15 protein-coding genes are annotated in these 13,499 nt (G+C 62.6%); 8 read left to right on the forward strand and 7 right to left on the reverse strand.

What is annotated here, in order from left to right; genetic code table 11:
- Window positions 1-257: 257 nt before the first annotated feature.
- Window positions 258-491: a hypothetical protein gene (locus tag FJ418_RS30535; RefSeq protein WP_127306973.1), complete on the forward strand. Its 234-nt coding sequence runs from the start codon at window positions 258-260 to the stop codon at window positions 489-491.
- A 131-nt stretch (window positions 492-622) separates the two neighbouring features.
- Here FJ418_RS30535 and FJ418_RS32135 read toward each other — a convergent pair whose 3' ends face one another.
- The gene (locus FJ418_RS32135) at window positions 623-796 is read right to left on the reverse strand and encodes a hypothetical protein (protein ID WP_181164972.1); all 174 of its coding nucleotides are present in this window, start codon (window positions 794-796) and stop codon (window positions 623-625) included.
- Between the two features lie 304 nt (window positions 797-1,100).
- On the opposite strand from FJ418_RS32135, the gene FJ418_RS30540 reads away from it, so the two are divergent.
- Window positions 1,101-1,280 carry a hypothetical protein gene (locus tag FJ418_RS30540; RefSeq protein ID WP_140871944.1) on the forward strand — a complete coding sequence of 60 codons (180 nt, stop codon included), beginning with the start codon at window positions 1,101-1,103 and terminating at the stop codon, window positions 1,278-1,280.
- A gap of 490 nt (window positions 1,281-1,770) precedes the next feature.
- A complete protein-coding gene (locus tag FJ418_RS30545; protein ID WP_140871946.1) occupies window positions 1,771-2,214 on the forward strand; it encodes a hypothetical protein in 444 nt (147 codons plus the stop codon).
- A gap of 61 nt (window positions 2,215-2,275) precedes the next feature.
- Here FJ418_RS30545 and FJ418_RS30550 read toward each other — a convergent pair whose 3' ends face one another.
- Both FJ418_RS30550 and FJ418_RS30555 read right to left on the reverse strand, forming a co-directional pair.
- Window positions 2,276-3,787 (reverse strand): hypothetical protein, encoded by a 1,512-nt coding sequence (locus tag FJ418_RS30550; protein WP_140871948.1) that lies wholly within the window; start codon window positions 3,785-3,787, stop codon window positions 2,276-2,278.
- Between the two features lie 202 nt (window positions 3,788-3,989).
- Window positions 3,990-4,916, reverse strand: a complete 927-nt coding sequence (locus FJ418_RS30555; protein WP_181167155.1) for a LysR family transcriptional regulator — start codon at window positions 4,914-4,916, stop codon at window positions 3,990-3,992.
- Between the two features lie 103 nt (window positions 4,917-5,019).
- Here FJ418_RS30555 and FJ418_RS30560 point away from each other — a divergent pair, with 103 nt between their 5' ends.
- The gene (locus FJ418_RS30560; protein ID WP_140871952.1) at window positions 5,020-5,802 is read left to right on the forward strand and encodes an aspartate/glutamate racemase family protein; all 783 of its coding nucleotides are present in this window, start codon (window positions 5,020-5,022) and stop codon (window positions 5,800-5,802) included.
- A gap of 86 nt (window positions 5,803-5,888) precedes the next feature.
- Here FJ418_RS30560 and FJ418_RS30565 read toward each other — a convergent pair whose 3' ends face one another.
- From FJ418_RS30565 to FJ418_RS30575, 3 genes are all read right to left on the reverse strand, one after another.
- Entirely contained in the window at window positions 5,889-7,322 is a 1,434-nt protein-coding gene (locus tag FJ418_RS30565) for an aldehyde dehydrogenase family protein (RefSeq protein WP_140871954.1), read from the reverse strand.
- A gap of 160 nt (window positions 7,323-7,482) precedes the next feature.
- Window positions 7,483-7,866: an ACT domain-containing protein gene (locus tag FJ418_RS30570; RefSeq protein WP_140659762.1), complete on the reverse strand. Its 384-nt coding sequence runs from the start codon at window positions 7,864-7,866 to the stop codon at window positions 7,483-7,485.
- Window positions 7,867-7,895: 29 nt separating this feature from the next.
- A complete protein-coding gene (locus FJ418_RS30575) occupies window positions 7,896-8,360 on the reverse strand; it encodes a GNAT family N-acetyltransferase (protein WP_140871956.1) in 465 nt (154 codons plus the stop codon).
- Between the two features lie 388 nt (window positions 8,361-8,748).
- On the opposite strand from FJ418_RS30575, the gene FJ418_RS30580 reads away from it, so the two are divergent.
- A complete protein-coding gene (locus tag FJ418_RS30580) occupies window positions 8,749-9,768 on the forward strand; it encodes a YeiH family protein (protein WP_246683283.1) in 1,020 nt (339 codons plus the stop codon).
- 25 nt (window positions 9,769-9,793) lie between these two features.
- Here the strand turns inward: FJ418_RS30580 and FJ418_RS30585 are convergent, their stop codons facing one another.
- Window positions 9,794-10,303 (reverse strand): GAF domain-containing protein, encoded by a 510-nt coding sequence (locus FJ418_RS30585; RefSeq protein WP_140871960.1) that lies wholly within the window; start codon window positions 10,301-10,303, stop codon window positions 9,794-9,796.
- Window positions 10,304-10,393: 90 nt separating this feature from the next.
- Here FJ418_RS30585 and FJ418_RS30590 point away from each other — a divergent pair, with 90 nt between their 5' ends.
- The 3 genes from FJ418_RS30590 to FJ418_RS30600 all read left to right on the forward strand — a co-directional run bounded on the left by FJ418_RS30590 (window position 10,394) and on the right by FJ418_RS30600 (window position 13,412).
- Window positions 10,394-10,822: an NUDIX domain-containing protein gene (locus tag FJ418_RS30590; protein ID WP_140871962.1), complete on the forward strand. Its 429-nt coding sequence runs from the start codon at window positions 10,394-10,396 to the stop codon at window positions 10,820-10,822.
- Window positions 10,819-11,796: a GlxA family transcriptional regulator gene (locus FJ418_RS30595; protein ID WP_140871964.1), complete on the forward strand. Its 978-nt coding sequence runs from the start codon at window positions 10,819-10,821 to the stop codon at window positions 11,794-11,796. Before FJ418_RS30590 ends, FJ418_RS30595 begins: the two co-directional genes overlap by 4 nt.
- 311 nt (window positions 11,797-12,107) lie before the next feature.
- On the forward strand, window positions 12,108-13,412 hold the full coding sequence (locus FJ418_RS30600) for a Xaa-Pro peptidase family protein (protein WP_140871966.1): 1,305 nt from the start codon (window positions 12,108-12,110) through the stop codon (window positions 13,410-13,412).
- Window positions 13,413-13,499: the final 87 nt, after the last annotated feature.

Below are 13,499 nucleotides of genomic sequence, written 5' to 3' on the forward strand. Positions count from 1 at the left end.
TTGCTCTCCTCGCAAAGGGCCGAAAGTGTAACCCATCTATCCGGAATGAACTGTCACCCATCTCTCGGGAAGGGCACCGCGAGTTGCCAAACATCACAGTGGGCTTCGCCATGGGCTGAGCTACGCCCGATCTGCGGTTATATTAGCAATAAACGATATGTTAACGGCTGAAGCGCAGCCTGTTCGAATCGGGAGGTCCCCGATCGACGATCCGGCACCCAGTATGCCGAGACGCCCGACCGATGCGGAGCAAACGCATGAGTGTCGAAACGGCATTGGCGCAGCTGTTGCGCATGATCCATCGTCGCGCGCTGAATTTGGCGACGATGCCGGACGATGAGAGAGATCCATACTACGACAGCATCCGCCGGTCATGCTGCGGAGCGGCCGAGCATATCGGGCAGTCTCCCGACAATGCAGCCATGACGGCAAACAGCATGGTCGAATTTACCCGGGCGATGGTCGGTATCATCGAGGCGGGACGTGGATAAATCGCACGTCGACACGCTCGCGACGAGCTCAGGAGGTGCCGAGAAGCGCGGCTACGGCGCGTTGCCTGCAGCTCGCGAGGTGATGATTGCGATGCGCAGGTCGACGATCGGGCTTCCGAGCGATCGCTGTCTCAGATCCCGCCCCAGATGTTCGAGGACAGATGCTTGGTTGTCGGCATCACCGGCCAGCAAATATCGAGCTGATTGTCGGACGGCATGCCGTTCCGCATCCGCGTTGGGTTGCGGGCATCCTGCGCATATTTCAACGCCGCGCCCATGCGGTTCAATGTCTTCAGGATCGACATAAAGTTATCCTCAATTCGCCATGGCTGTAACGGGGGGATCCCGCCTTCATGATCGCGCCTTAGATGACCGACGATCGTTTCCGCCGCATTGCACGCAAGCGCAAGGCTCGTAACGAGAACGGCTGCCTTTGAAACATTTGTATGCAAACAACCCGTCATATGTTGCGAGGCGTCCGGCAAGCTTGGCTACGGCCGTTGCCGTTTCGAAACAAATTTGCGCTCAAGCGCCATCAAACCGAAACCAAACTGCAGGAAAACCGCCATCGACCGGCTCGACCGGAATTTAAACATAGGAAAAATCGAAATGTCCAAGATTGTTCGCAATGCAATTCTCGCCATTGTTGCTGTCGCTGGCTTTGCTGGTTCGGCTTATGCTCAGCAGGCGGCCCTCAATTCGTGCAGCAACCATGACGATTACTATGCCATGTGCCTGGGCGCGAACAACGGCGGTCACCATGATGGTCGCGGAAGCGATCGTCGGTAACCGACACGTCCGCTGAAAGAGCCCCGCAGGCATCTCGCCGGCGGGGCTCTTTCTGTTCGAAGTGCTGTCGGGCCGCTCGCCGCCCTCACCCAGCAAGGCCAACCTCCCGGTCGGCATCGATATCTGGGCACGACCTGCGCGGCTGTCCGATGGGCAACGCCTCCACATGGATGCGGAGCAGCAGCAAATGAGCTGGCCCGGATCGCGAGATGGTGCCGGATTGACGGGGAATAGAGGGGGCATATTTCCCACCAGCGTCCCGCTGACGTCTCGCATTCAAAGCATGATGCGTGGACGCCAGTCGCCTTGCCGGCAGTTTGATCCATCGCCGCATTACAGCAATTTTTCCCAAGCCCGGAACCGGCAACGCTGCGAGGGTTGTCAGCGCATGGCCGCTGCGCTGCCGTTCCGTTGGAGAAAGATCATGCCAATGTCCTCGTTTTTCACCGCTCTTACCTCCGAAGGTCCTCCAACCGAGCGGCGGAAGGAGATGCGTCTCTACGGATGGCTGATCGGCAGTTGGGACATGGACACGGTCCATCATCTGGGAGATGGCGCTATCCAGAACTGGGATGGCGAATGCCATTTCGGCTGGGTGCTCGAAGGCCGCGCCATCCAGGACCTCTGGATTAGGCCCAAGCGCCCTGCCCGGTCCACCATGTACGGCACGACCCTGCGCGTCTTCGATCCCGGGATCGGCGGCTGGCACATCATCTGGAGCGATCCGCTCAACCAGGATTATTCGCGCCAGATCGGACGGGCCGAGGGCTACGACATCGTCCAGATCGGCGCGGACTCGCGCGGCCTGCAGGCGCGTTGGCGCTTCACCGAGATCACCGCCGACAGTTTTCACTGGATCGGTGAAGAGAGAGCAGTCGAGAGCGACCCATGGCGCGTGACCTATGAGCATTTCGCGTGGCGGACGGACTCGTGAAGCGTTGCCGGCACGGATCGGCGGTGGCCGTCCGGGAATTGCGGAGGGCTTCTGTGGATCGCTATTGGAACTCGGTCAGCGGCAGACTGATGTCATTGCATAGATTGCTGCAGAAGCTTTGCAGGGAGGGGCGGTCTATGCCGATCTGACGGGCGCGCGCGAAAGCCTCCTTCGCCTCTTTGGTCTTGTTCGCTTTCAGATAGTCGGACGATTTGACCAACCACGCGGTCGTCACCAGCGAACGGCTCCAGCCGGATGGATAAAGCGAATACGCCTTCTCTCCGTATTTGATGGCGCCGTCGATGTCGCGAAAGCGGAACAGCCTCAATCCCGCATAAGTGGCGTTGGCCGGGCCTGAGGTCGCGTTCACTTCCAGGTCGCGCAGGTAGATCCTGTCGGCGACATTGCGGTCGCCTCCCCAGTCATAGGCGAGCGCCAGCAGGGTGTCCTCGGGAAGCCTGCGCCTTTGGTAGAGGTTCATCACGTCGACATATCGGCCCTGCGCAAACAGCAGTTGCGCTTCGTGATAGCCGATCGTCGTGGCGTCGTAGCCTTTGAGCCCAGCTTCATCGAGAAGCCTGGTCATGGCCGCAACGTCGCCGAGACTGAGGGCCAGGTCATATCGGGTGTTCCATATTTTCTCCGCCAGTTGCGGATCACCCCCTATCTTGTCGAGGATTTCGGTTGCGGCCGCGACATAGTCCGGCCGGTATCGGGGCATGACGCCATCGTTGTACATATAGCCAAGGGTGAGATTGAGGCGCGCGACCTCGTACCAGAAAGTGTTTGACGGGGTCTGCTTGGCTTGAACCCGCTGAATGATCTCGGTCAGCACTTCCAGCAGACCGGGCTGGTAGTTGTAGCTCGACAGGCATCCGTCGATGACCTCGGCGAGCTTGTCCACGTCCGGTGCAAGCGCCTGTATCTGATCGGCCAGCGCAATTACCGCGTCGTGGTTGGTTGCACCCTGCAGGTTGGTGATCGCGAGGATTGCGCCGACCATCGCCTTGGTATTGCCGGCCGTCTTGGGCAGCGCCGTCTTCGCCCACACCAGCGCATCCTGACGGTGATCCAGCCGTTCAAGCATCAGGGACCAGGTGAGGTCGACCCAGGGGTTGGCGGCGTCGAGGGCGAGTGCCTTGTCGAGTTGCTTGCGCGCGCCGGCCGGATAGCCTGAATAAATATATGTCCGCGCCGCATAGACGTAAGCCGGCGGATAGGAAGGGTCGAGACGCTCCAGTTCCTCGAAGACGATGAAGAAGGATTTGCTCGACAGGGCTATCCCCATGCCGCTGGCAATCCTCATCCACTCCGCCCGAGTCGCCTCGACCTTGGCGGGAACGAAATCCGGGTGTGCGTCGACGAAGGCCTTGAGGTCGGCCTTGATCTTGTCAGCCTTGTCGGCTGTCCAGCCATCGACCGTGCCGACCAATTGCGTGAACTTTTGCCGGTCCGGCTCGCCGAGCTTTTCCAGCCACGGCTGCGCTGCCCGGGCGGCGCCCAACTGGGCGCCCAACACCAGGATGGATGCCAGGAAAGACGCAACCCATGTTTTGACTGTCAACAGACGCATGCGGTTCCCACGGATTTTAATGCGGCAAGAATGCACCGTGCCCCGTTAACGCCAACGCAAACCGATTGTTCGAGTTTTACTGAGTTATTCGTGATGGTTATTCTTTTGGCACAACAACCGTAACTATAGCATGTTCTAATATGCAGAGGCGCATGCAGGCTTGATTACAGGCTGGGGTATTGAAGGGATGTTCCTTCGCTCTTCAAACACGCTCGATGCCCTGGGACGGCCAGGTCATTTCACGCAGCTTTGAGAGAACCGCATTCTCGAATTGCGACGGCTGGTGAAACTCGCTGGTGACCACGCCCAGCTTTCTCGGCGGCAGGCCATCGCGCAAGGGAACAACGGCAAGGCCGGGCAGCGGGCACGATCTGGCGGCGATCTCGGGGACGACGGTCAGGCCGATGTTCTGCTGCGCGAGCTGGCAGCCGGTCATAAGCTGGCGCACCTCGACGACGGTTCTCGGCTGCAGGCCGGACCGCTCCGACATCATGGCCAGCCAATTGCCCGATGTCGTTCCCGAGGGAAAGCGGATGAAAGGTTCGGCAAGCACCTCTTCGTCGGCAAGCTCAGATCTGGCGGCGAGAGAATGCGATGTCGACAGGACGACGCAGGCGCCGTCCTGGCAGAGCAGCTCGAACAGCAGACCGGGCGACGGAACGAACACGCTGCTGATGCCGAAATCGATCTCGTTCGACCTCACGAGCTGAAACGTTTCCTCGCTGTCGATCTCCACGATATCGAGCACATGGTTCGGGAACCGGGGCCGCAGCGCATGGAAGGCGGGGCCAATGAACATCGCGGCGAAGGACGCCACACTTGCAACCCGCAGGATCTGCTCGGTGCCCAGGCTGAGCGAAGCGAGCTGATCGACGATCGCCTCGTTGCCCGCAACAAGCCGCCGCAGCCCGGGCAGCAGCGAACTGCCGGCGGGGCTGAGCCGAAGCCCTTCGCGGTCGCGGACCAGAAGCGTGAAGCCCAATTGCTTTTCCAGTTGCGTGACGTGCTGCGAAATGGCCGGCTGGGTAAGGCCCAGCTCTTCCGCGGCCTGGGTGAACGAGTTCAGTTCCAGCACCGTCAGCAGGCTGCGCACACGGCGCACGGATATCTCACCGCGTCGGGAAAGCATGACGGGCACCTTCATAAGCGTCTTTGGATGACCATAACGAAACGCTATTTCCTGGCGCATTCATAAGCAACTAGCTTCGCCGCAACGATGTGCGGAGATTTGGATGACGGCTCGCGATTCAGGGGTTCAACGAATTCATGCCCGCAAAAATCATTCCTGCTATGGAATGGGCCTTGGCATCATCATCCTGGACGAGGTGTATCCCGGGTTCCCCGGCGACGTGCGGAACGCCAGCGCCTATCCGTTCCCGATCCAATATGAAATCGCCGAAGGCGTCGACATCCAGAACCTCGTCCGCGGCGACGACAAGAAAGCCCTGCTCGAGCCGATCGTCAGGGCCGCGCGGAAGCTGGAACGCATGGGATGCCGGGCGATCGCCGCCGAATGCGGCTACTTCGCCTGGTTCCAGAAGGAGATTGCGGCCAGCGTCGATGTGCCGGTTTTCGCGTCGAGCCTGCTGCAGGTGCCTCTCGCCCAGATGATCATCGGTCCCGAAAGGGTCGTCGGCATTCTCGTCGCCGAGGGCGACCGGCTCAGTGACCGGCACCTGACTTCGGTCGGCGTGACGCTCGGAACGAACTATATCGTCCACGGCGCCAAGGATGACGGCAAGACCCCACAATTCGACAATCTCTGGACAAAGGACATCCGGCCCGAAATCCCTACCGCGGATTATGACCTGGCCGAGCGCGACATCGTCAAGGTCGCGAAGGATTTCGCCGCCGCCCATTCGGACATGGGAGCCATGGTCCTGGAGTGCACCGGGTTTCAGCCCTTTGGCCGGGCGATACAGCGCGAAATCGACATGCCCGTGTTCAGCTGGTCGACCTTGCTGGACTATGCCTATTCCGTCGCCGTGCACCGGGATTTCTACGGCCACGTCTGACCTGCGAGGTCAGTCCAAATGAAAAGGCGCGGCCGAGGCCGCGCCCTTCTTAAGCTTCTTCGGAGGCCTGGTTCGACCCGTGATGCCTACTCCGCCGCCTCGTACCCGGCGATACCCTTGATCTCGAGGAAATCCTCCAGGCCGTATTCGGCATATTCGCGGCCGTTACCGGACTGCTTGTAGCCTCCGAAGGGCAGGCCCGCGTCCCAGGCCGGGTAGTTGATGTAGACATTGCCGGAACGCATGCGGGCAGCCACGTCGCGCGCCTTCTCGATGTCCTTGGCCTGGATGTAGGAGGCAAGGCCGAAGACGGTGTCGTTGGCCTGCTCGACCGCCTGCTCGACCGTGTCGTAAGGCATGATCGACAGCACCGGCCCGAAGATTTCCTCGCTGGCGATGCGCATGTCGTGCGTGACATTGGCGAAGACGGTCGGGCGGACGTAGTAGCCGCGGTTGAGCTCGGCCGGGCGGCCGGGGCCGCCGGCCACCAGCGTGGCGCCCTCGTCGATGCCGCTCTGGATCAAACCTTGAATCTTGTCGAACTGGATCTGGCTGACCACCGGGCCGAGCTTGGACGCGGGCGCGTCGGCCGGACCGACGGTGAATTTCTCCGCCGCCTTCTTCGCATAGCCCGCCGCCTCGTCGTGACGGTCGCGCGGCACGAACATGCGGGTCGGCGCGTTGCAGGACTGGCCGCTGTTGCTGAAGCAGCCGGCAACACCCTTGGTGACGGCCCGCTCCAGATCGACATCGGGGAACAGGATGTTGGCCGACTTGCCCCCGAGCTCCTGATGCACGCGCTTGACCGTGTCGGCCGCCGCCTTGGCGACCAGGATGCCGGCGCGGGTAGAGCCGGTGAAGGACATCATGTCGACATCGGGATGGCTGGCCAACGCCTGGCCGACGCCCGGACCGTCGCCGTTGACGAGGTTGAACACGCCCTTCGGCACGCCGGCTTCGTCGATGATCTCGGCGAAGATGATGGCGTCGAGCGGCGCGATCTCCGACGGCTTCAGCACCATGGTGCAGCCGGCGGCAAGCGCCGGGCCGACCTTGCAGGTGATCTGGTTGAGCGGCCAGTTCCACGGCGTGATCAGGCCGACGACGCCGATCGGTTCCTTGACGATGAGCGAGGAGCCTTTGACATGACGGAACTGGAAGCTCTTCAGCACCTCTGCCATCTTTTCCAGATGCGCCTGGCCGACCCCGACCTGGCTGTCCAGCGCCATCTGACGCGGCGCGCCCATCTCGCGCGAAACGGCGAGCGCAAGGTCCTTGCTGCGCTTCTTGTAGACTTCGATGACGCGGTTGAGGATATCGAGCCGTTCCTCGACCGAGGTGAAGCCGAAAGTGGCGAAAGCGCGCTTGGCGGCGGCCACCGCCTTGTCGACATCGGCCTTGGAGCCGAGTGAAATCTGGGCGAAAGCGTCTTCGTTCGAGGGGTCGATGACGTCGAGAGTATTCGGCACCACGGGATCGACCCAGGCGCCGTCGATATAGAATTGCAGATCGTGTGACATGGTTTCGCTCCCTGCGGGCCGCTTTTGGTCGATTGTGGTGAGGTGGTCGTCGTATATCGCCAGAAATAACGATGCGACATGTGCTCTGTCAAACGCAAGCTTGAAGTGTTTGAGCCAGCGCGTCAGGCGTTGCGCCAGAGCGAATGCCGCCGCCACAGAGTTAGAACAGTGTGTGTCCTGCTTCGCCCAGCAACCGGATCGCCGCGGCCCCGTCCGAGGCCTTCACCAACAGGTGGTCGCCGTCGAAGGTAGAGACGACGAAGATGCCCAGAGCATTTTCCGACAGCGGTCTGATTACCGACAGCACGATGCCGGTTTCGCCGAAAGCAAATGGGCCTTCGAATTTGAAGGCGACCCAGTCGTTGTCCTGCCTGACGGCAGCCGGGACACGCTCCTGCAAACAGGCGATCGACAGTTCGTCGTCCGTCCTGCTGATGCTGACGAAGCCTGGTCCGTCTGCCCAGTCAGGAATAGTTTCTCCAGCTTCAAGCCGTGCAATCGCATAAAGACCGGGAAGTTGCTTCAATCTGATCCGGGCAGGCATTCGTCGAATTCCGTCTCTGGTTGCCGTGGTCATGGAAGGCTCTTGCTCATATAGACCGTCGTGCCGTTCATGAACGGCTCCTCACGATCGATGGCATAGCCGAGCCTTTTGTACAGCGACACATTTGTCACGAAGGCACTGTTGGTCAGCAGGCGAAGCTCGCGAAGGCCTGCTTCAACGGCTTTGCGCTCGGCGCTGTCGAGCAGCTTGCGCCCGATGCTCCTGCCCTGCGCCTCGGGAGCCACGGCGACATTCTCGATCCAGATATGATCGTCACGCGCAATGGTTTCGATCAGGCCGATGATGCGGCCGTTCTCGACAGCGAGCTCGAACCGATGCTCGCGGATGGCCTTGTCGTAGTCGGCGCGCATCGGCAAGGGCTCGCGGCCGATCACCGGCACCCATTTGGCATAGGCTTCGCGCACGACGGCCTTGATTGCCGCGGCGTCCGCCGGCTCGGCCGGCCGAAACTCCAGGGAAGAGACGACGCTCATTCAGACACTCCAAGATGCAAAAAACCCGCCGATCGTTGCGATGGGCGGGGCTGGGACGGACGAACCGGGCGACTTGCTAGCCGGCCTTTGTCTTCACGCAATCAGCTTGCCGCTCCTTCGAACGGCGGCGTCGCTGCGGATTTGCGAAAAAGGCGGTCATGACCGGAAATTGGACCGGGAGCCGAGACGCTGTCAAGCCGGCAGCGTCGACACGGCAGGCACCTCGCCCGATCCGGCGAACCTCTCCCGCATCGTTCGTAAAAATCGATCATTATAACCCGAATAATTCGTTGGAAAGATTGGTTCTGGAATGGCATTCCGGCTGCGAAGCGCCTGGAGAATTGAATTGTCCTTCCTCCCCGCCACCGCGAACGATCTTCCAAATCGCCTGAACTCGGCCAACGCCGAGCGCAAGCGCCCTGCCCCAACCTCGATCTCAACCGGCGTCGTGCCGGGACTGGTGCTGGTGGCGATGATCACCAGTGTCGCCTACTCTGCGCGCGGTTTCTCCGGCCTCACCTTATTCAGCCCGATGATCCTGGCGGTCGTCGCCGGCATGGTCTATTCCAACGTGCTCGGCCTTCCCGCCCATGCCAAGGCCGGCATCGCCTTTTCGCAAAAGCGCCTGCTGCGCTTCGCCATCGTGCTGCTGGGTTTCCAGCTCACGCTCGGCCAGGTAGCGGGCATCGGCCTTGGCGGCGTCGGCATCGTCGCCGCCACGCTCGGCGCCACCTTCCTCTTCACCGTCACGCTCGGCCGGCTGATCGGCGTCGACCGGAAGCTCGCGCAGCTCATCGCCGCCGGCACCTCGATCTGCGGCGCCTCGGCGATCGTCGCCACCAACATCGTCACCGATGCGCGCGACGAGGACGTCACCTACGCCGTTGCCGCGATCACGCTGTTCGGAACCGTCGCCATGCTCGGCTTTCCGCTGCTGGCGCCGGTTCTTGGGCTCGATCAGCACGCCTTCGGTCTGTGGGCAGGAGCCTCGATCCACGAGGTGGCGCAGGTGATCGGCGCCGGCTTCCAGAACGGCACGCTCTCCGGCCAGACCGCGACCGTCGCCAAGCTGACGCGGGTCGCCATGCTGGCGCCGATGGTGATCGCGCTCGGCCTGATGGCGCGCCGTGGCAGCACCGACGCATCCGGAGCCAAGCCGCCGATGCCCTGGTTCGTGGCTGCCTTCGTCGCGGTCGTGGCGCTGAACAGCCTGGTCGCGATCCCGGCTCAGCTCCACTCAGCAATTGCTTTGGCCGCGCAGGTGATGTTGACCATGGGGCTTGCCGCCATGGGCCTTCAGGCCGACATTTCCGAGCTGCGCTCGCGCGGTCTTCGGCCGCTGATGCTGGCCTTCTCCGCCTTCATTTTCATCGCGGGCTTCAGCCTGGTGCTGGTGAGGTTCGCCTGAGGCAGGCCGGGGCCGGCCTCACCTCTCAGTCGCCGTCATCGTCCTCGAACGAGCACGCCGCGACATAGATCGCGGCGAGTTTCTCGATGCCGGCCTGGTCATCCTTGTCGAAGCGCCCGGGCAGCGGGCTGTCGAGGTCGAGCACGCCGAACGCGCCTTCGGCATCGCGCAAAAGCACCACCAGCTCGGAACGCGAATCGGCATCGCAGGCGATGTGGCCGGGAAATTCGTTGACGTCCTTGACCAGCATCGACATGTCGAGCTCGACGGCCTTGCCGCAGACGCCCTTGCCGACGGCGATGCGAACGCAGGCCGGCTTGCCCTGGAAGGGCCCGAGCACCAGCTCGTCCTCGGAGGCGAGGAAATAGAAGCCGGCCCAGTTGAGACCGGGCACCATCTGATAGATCAGCGCCGCCGTGTTGGCGGCATTGGCGACGGAATCGCCCTCGCCTTCCAGCAGCGCTTTCAATTGCGTGGCCAACTCCTTGTAGAAGGCCGGCTTGTTGCTTGTGTCGATTGCCGTTGCCGCGAACATCGTTTGATCTCTCCGTTGCAAGCCGGCCGCGCGGCCGGCTACAGTTCACCTCTCTGTGCCACCAAAACCGCCGTCGGGAAACAGCCTATCGTGACCTCCAGTCATTCCAGATCAGCGAGGGCCAGGACGATCCGCATCGCCGCCGCTGTCATCCGCGACGACGACGCCAGGCTGCTTCTGGTGCGCAAGCGCGGTACCAGCGCCTTCATGCAGGCCGGCGGCAAGATCGAGCCGGGCGAGTTGCCGGCCGCCGCCCTTGCGCGCGAATTGCGCGAGGAGCTGGGCGTTGCCGTCGATCCGGCCGAGGCCTTCCATCTCGGTTCCTTCTCCGCGCCCGCCGCCAATGAGCCTGACGCCCGCGTCGAGGCCGAGCTGTTCGAACTCTCCATCACCGGCGAGCCAGTCCCGGCGGCCGAGATCGAGGAGATGATCTGGCTGAACCCGGAACTGACAAGCGGCATGGAGCTGGCGCCGCTCACCGCCGATATCGTACTGCCGCGCTACGGCCGCCAGCCATGAGTTCACGCAACCAGCCAAAACAGGCGGCGGGCAGCGCCCCCCTCACCTTCGCGGTGCTGGTCTTTCCCGGCTTTCCAATGATGGCGTTTTCTTCCGTCATCGAGCCGCTGCGCGCGGCCAACGTGCTTGCCAGGCGCGAATGCTACCGCTGGGTGATCGTCGGCGCAGACCGGGGCACGGTCGAGGCCTCCAACGGCGTCGTCATCCAGCCGGGCTTCTGCGCCTCCGACGCGCCGAAGGTCGACCGCATCGTCGTCTGCTCGGGCGGCGATGCCGATCATGTCGTGGCCGACGAGGCGATGAGCTGGATCCGCAAAAGCCTGCGTGGCGGCGCGCATATCGGCGCTGTCGCCGATGCGGCGTTCTTCCTCGCCCGCGCCGGCCTGCTCGACGGCCATGCCTGCACCTTGCACTGGACCAGCCAGGCCGCCTTCACCGAAGCTTTTCCGGATATCGAGCTTCGGCGCGATCTCTTCGTCATCGACCGCAAGCGCTTCACCTCGGCCGGCGGCGTCGGCAGCCTCGACATGATGCTGGAGATCATCACGCGCGACTGTGGTGCCGAGATCGCGGCGGGCGTCGCCGAATGGTTCGTACATTCTCCGTTGCGCTCCAGCGTCGACCGCAAGCTGATGCCGCTCAGGCTGCGCACCGGCGTCCAGAACGAGCTGGTGCTGTCGGCCATAGCCATTATGGAGGATGCTGTGGAAGAGCGGCTCGGCATGGCCGAGTTGGCGGCAAGGCTCGGCGTGTCGTCCGACAAGCTCGAGCGCAATTTCCGCGCCGAACTGGATGTCTCGCCCAACGGATATTACCGGCGGCTGCGGCTGAAGCGCGCGGCCGACCTGTTGGCGCATTCGACGCTGATGGTGCGCGATGTGGCGCTGGCCTGCGGTTTTGCGTCGATGTCGAGCTTTGCAAGGGCGTTTCGCGAGGAGCACGGGCACGCGCCGAAGGCGATGAGGCGGCATTAGTGTGTTTGTGCGCGCTGACGCGATGAAACGCTGGCGGGACAGCGCCCCCCTCTGTCCTGCCGGACATCTCCCCCACTTGGGGGGAGATTGGCAGTTCCGGCGCCAACGCGTCCTTTCGACGTTGGAGATTGGCGAAGCGATGCGCGACATCTGATCTCCCCCCTTGTGGGGGAGATGTCCGGCAGGACAGAGGGGGCGCGAAGGATCACGGCGTTGCCCGTTCGCCTGCGGCACCCGGCACGACATCTGCGGAATTCCGCACAGCGATCTTACAGCGTCCGGCTATGGTCTCCGCAACAGGAGACCCCGCCATGAGCATCGTCGTATTCGACCCCGACAGCACCGAGGATGTGGACTTCAAGGACCGCATGCGCCATCCCGTCGCGGCCGATCCGGCCGGCGGCATGTGGCTGTCCGACACCGAGCCGTCCTTCATCGATGCCGACGCGCTGCGCAAGGGGCGGCTGGCCAAGTTGCGCACTTGGATGCGCGAGGTGGGCTATGGCGGCATCGTGCTGTTCGACCCTTACAACCAGCGCTACGCCACTGGCTCGCGCAACATGTTCGGCTATTTCCTGCGCAATTCGACGCGGTACTTCTTCATCCCGACCGAAGGACCGATCGTGCTGTTCGAATATCCGCAGAGCTACCACGTCTCGATGGTGCTCGACACGATCGACGAGGCGCGGCCGTCCAAGCTCGTCTGGTCCTCCGTCTCCGGCCGCGATGACGAGACTGCCGGGCCGTTCGCCGACGAGATCGCCGAGCTGTTGAAGAAGCATGGCGGCGGTTCGATGAAGCTCGGCCTCGACCGCTGCAGCCATCTGCAGGCGCTGGCGCTGGAGAAGCGCGGCTGTGAGGTCAGGGACTGCCAGGGCGAGATCCTGGCCGTGCGCGCGGTCAAGACGCCTGAGGAAGTGAAATGCCTGCTGGCGTCGATGGCGGGCGCCGAGGCCGCGGTGGCCGCGGTGCGCGAGGCGATCAAGCCCGGCGTTTCAGAGAACGAGCTGTTCGCCATCATGTATGGCGAGGTGATCCGGCAAGGCGGCGAGTTCATCGAGACCCGGTTGCTCACCTCGGGACAGCGCACCAATCCATGGTTCAACGAGGCGAGCGGCCGCAAGATCAGGCCGGGCGAGTTGCTGGCGCTCGATACCGACACGATCGGCTGCTACGGCTATTATTCCGACTTCTCGCGCACCTTCCGCTGCGGCCCGGGCAAGCCGACGCCCTATCAGAAATCGCTCTACCGCATGGCGCACGACCAGGTGCAGCACAACATCTCGATCGTCAAGCCCGGCATGGCGTTCCGCGAGATTGCCGAGAAGGCGTGGAAGATCCCGGACCGTTTCGTCGACCAGCGCTACACCTCGGTCATGCACGGCGTCGGCATGCATGGCGAAACGCCGTTCATCGCGCACTCGATGGACTACGAGACCTATGGCCGCGACGGCATCATCGTGCCTGGCATGGTGGTGAGCGTGGAAAGCTATATCGGCGAGAAAGGCGGCCGCGAAGGCGTCAAGCTCGAGGACGAGATCCTGATCACCGAGACCGGCACCGAACTGCTCTCGCGCTTTCCTTATGAGGATGAGTTTCTGGAGCCGCAGCTTTGATGCAGGCAAGCACGATGGGCGGCGGTCCGGCATCGCAAGCCTTGGCGATTGGCCGCAACACCTGTGCCGTCGTCATTCTAGGGCGAA

The sequence above is a fragment of the Mesorhizobium sp. B2-8-3 genome (assembly GCF_006440815.1).
In the GTDB taxonomy this organism is placed as follows: Bacteria; Pseudomonadota; Alphaproteobacteria; order Rhizobiales; family Rhizobiaceae; genus Mesorhizobium.

What these genes read in the sequence shown, in the direction of transcription:
- FJ418_RS30535 (WP_127306973.1), top strand. Translation starts at nt 258, where the DNA reads ATGAGTGTCGAAACGGCATTGGCGCAGCTGTTGCGCATGATCCATCGT.
- FJ418_RS32135 (WP_181164972.1), bottom strand. Translation starts at nt 796, where the DNA reads ATGTCGATCCTGAAGACATTGAACCGCATGGGCGCGGCGTTGAAATAT.
- FJ418_RS30540 (WP_140871944.1), top strand. Translation starts at nt 1,101, where the DNA reads ATGTCCAAGATTGTTCGCAATGCAATTCTCGCCATTGTTGCTGTCGCT.
- FJ418_RS30545 (WP_140871946.1), top strand. Translation starts at nt 1,771, where the DNA reads ATGCGTCTCTACGGATGGCTGATCGGCAGTTGGGACATGGACACGGTC.
- FJ418_RS30550 (WP_140871948.1), bottom strand. Translation starts at nt 3,787, where the DNA reads ATGCGTCTGTTGACAGTCAAAACATGGGTTGCGTCTTTCCTGGCATCC.
- FJ418_RS30555 (WP_181167155.1), bottom strand. Translation starts at nt 4,916, where the DNA reads ATGCTTTCCCGACGCGGTGAGATATCCGTGCGCCGTGTGCGCAGCCTG.
- FJ418_RS30560 (WP_140871952.1), top strand. Translation starts at nt 5,020, where the DNA reads ATGACGGCTCGCGATTCAGGGGTTCAACGAATTCATGCCCGCAAAAAT.
- FJ418_RS30565 (WP_140871954.1), bottom strand. Translation starts at nt 7,322, where the DNA reads ATGTCACACGATCTGCAATTCTATATCGACGGCGCCTGGGTCGATCCC.
- FJ418_RS30570 (WP_140659762.1), bottom strand. Translation starts at nt 7,866, where the DNA reads ATGCCTGCCCGGATCAGATTGAAGCAACTTCCCGGTCTTTATGCGATT.
- FJ418_RS30575 (WP_140871956.1), bottom strand. Translation starts at nt 8,360, where the DNA reads ATGAGCGTCGTCTCTTCCCTGGAGTTTCGGCCGGCCGAGCCGGCGGAC.
- FJ418_RS30585 (WP_140871960.1), bottom strand. Translation starts at nt 10,303, where the DNA reads ATGTTCGCGGCAACGGCAATCGACACAAGCAACAAGCCGGCCTTCTAC.
- FJ418_RS30595 (WP_140871964.1), top strand. Translation starts at nt 10,819, where the DNA reads ATGAGTTCACGCAACCAGCCAAAACAGGCGGCGGGCAGCGCCCCCCTC.
- FJ418_RS30600 (WP_140871966.1), top strand. Translation starts at nt 12,108, where the DNA reads ATGAGCATCGTCGTATTCGACCCCGACAGCACCGAGGATGTGGACTTC.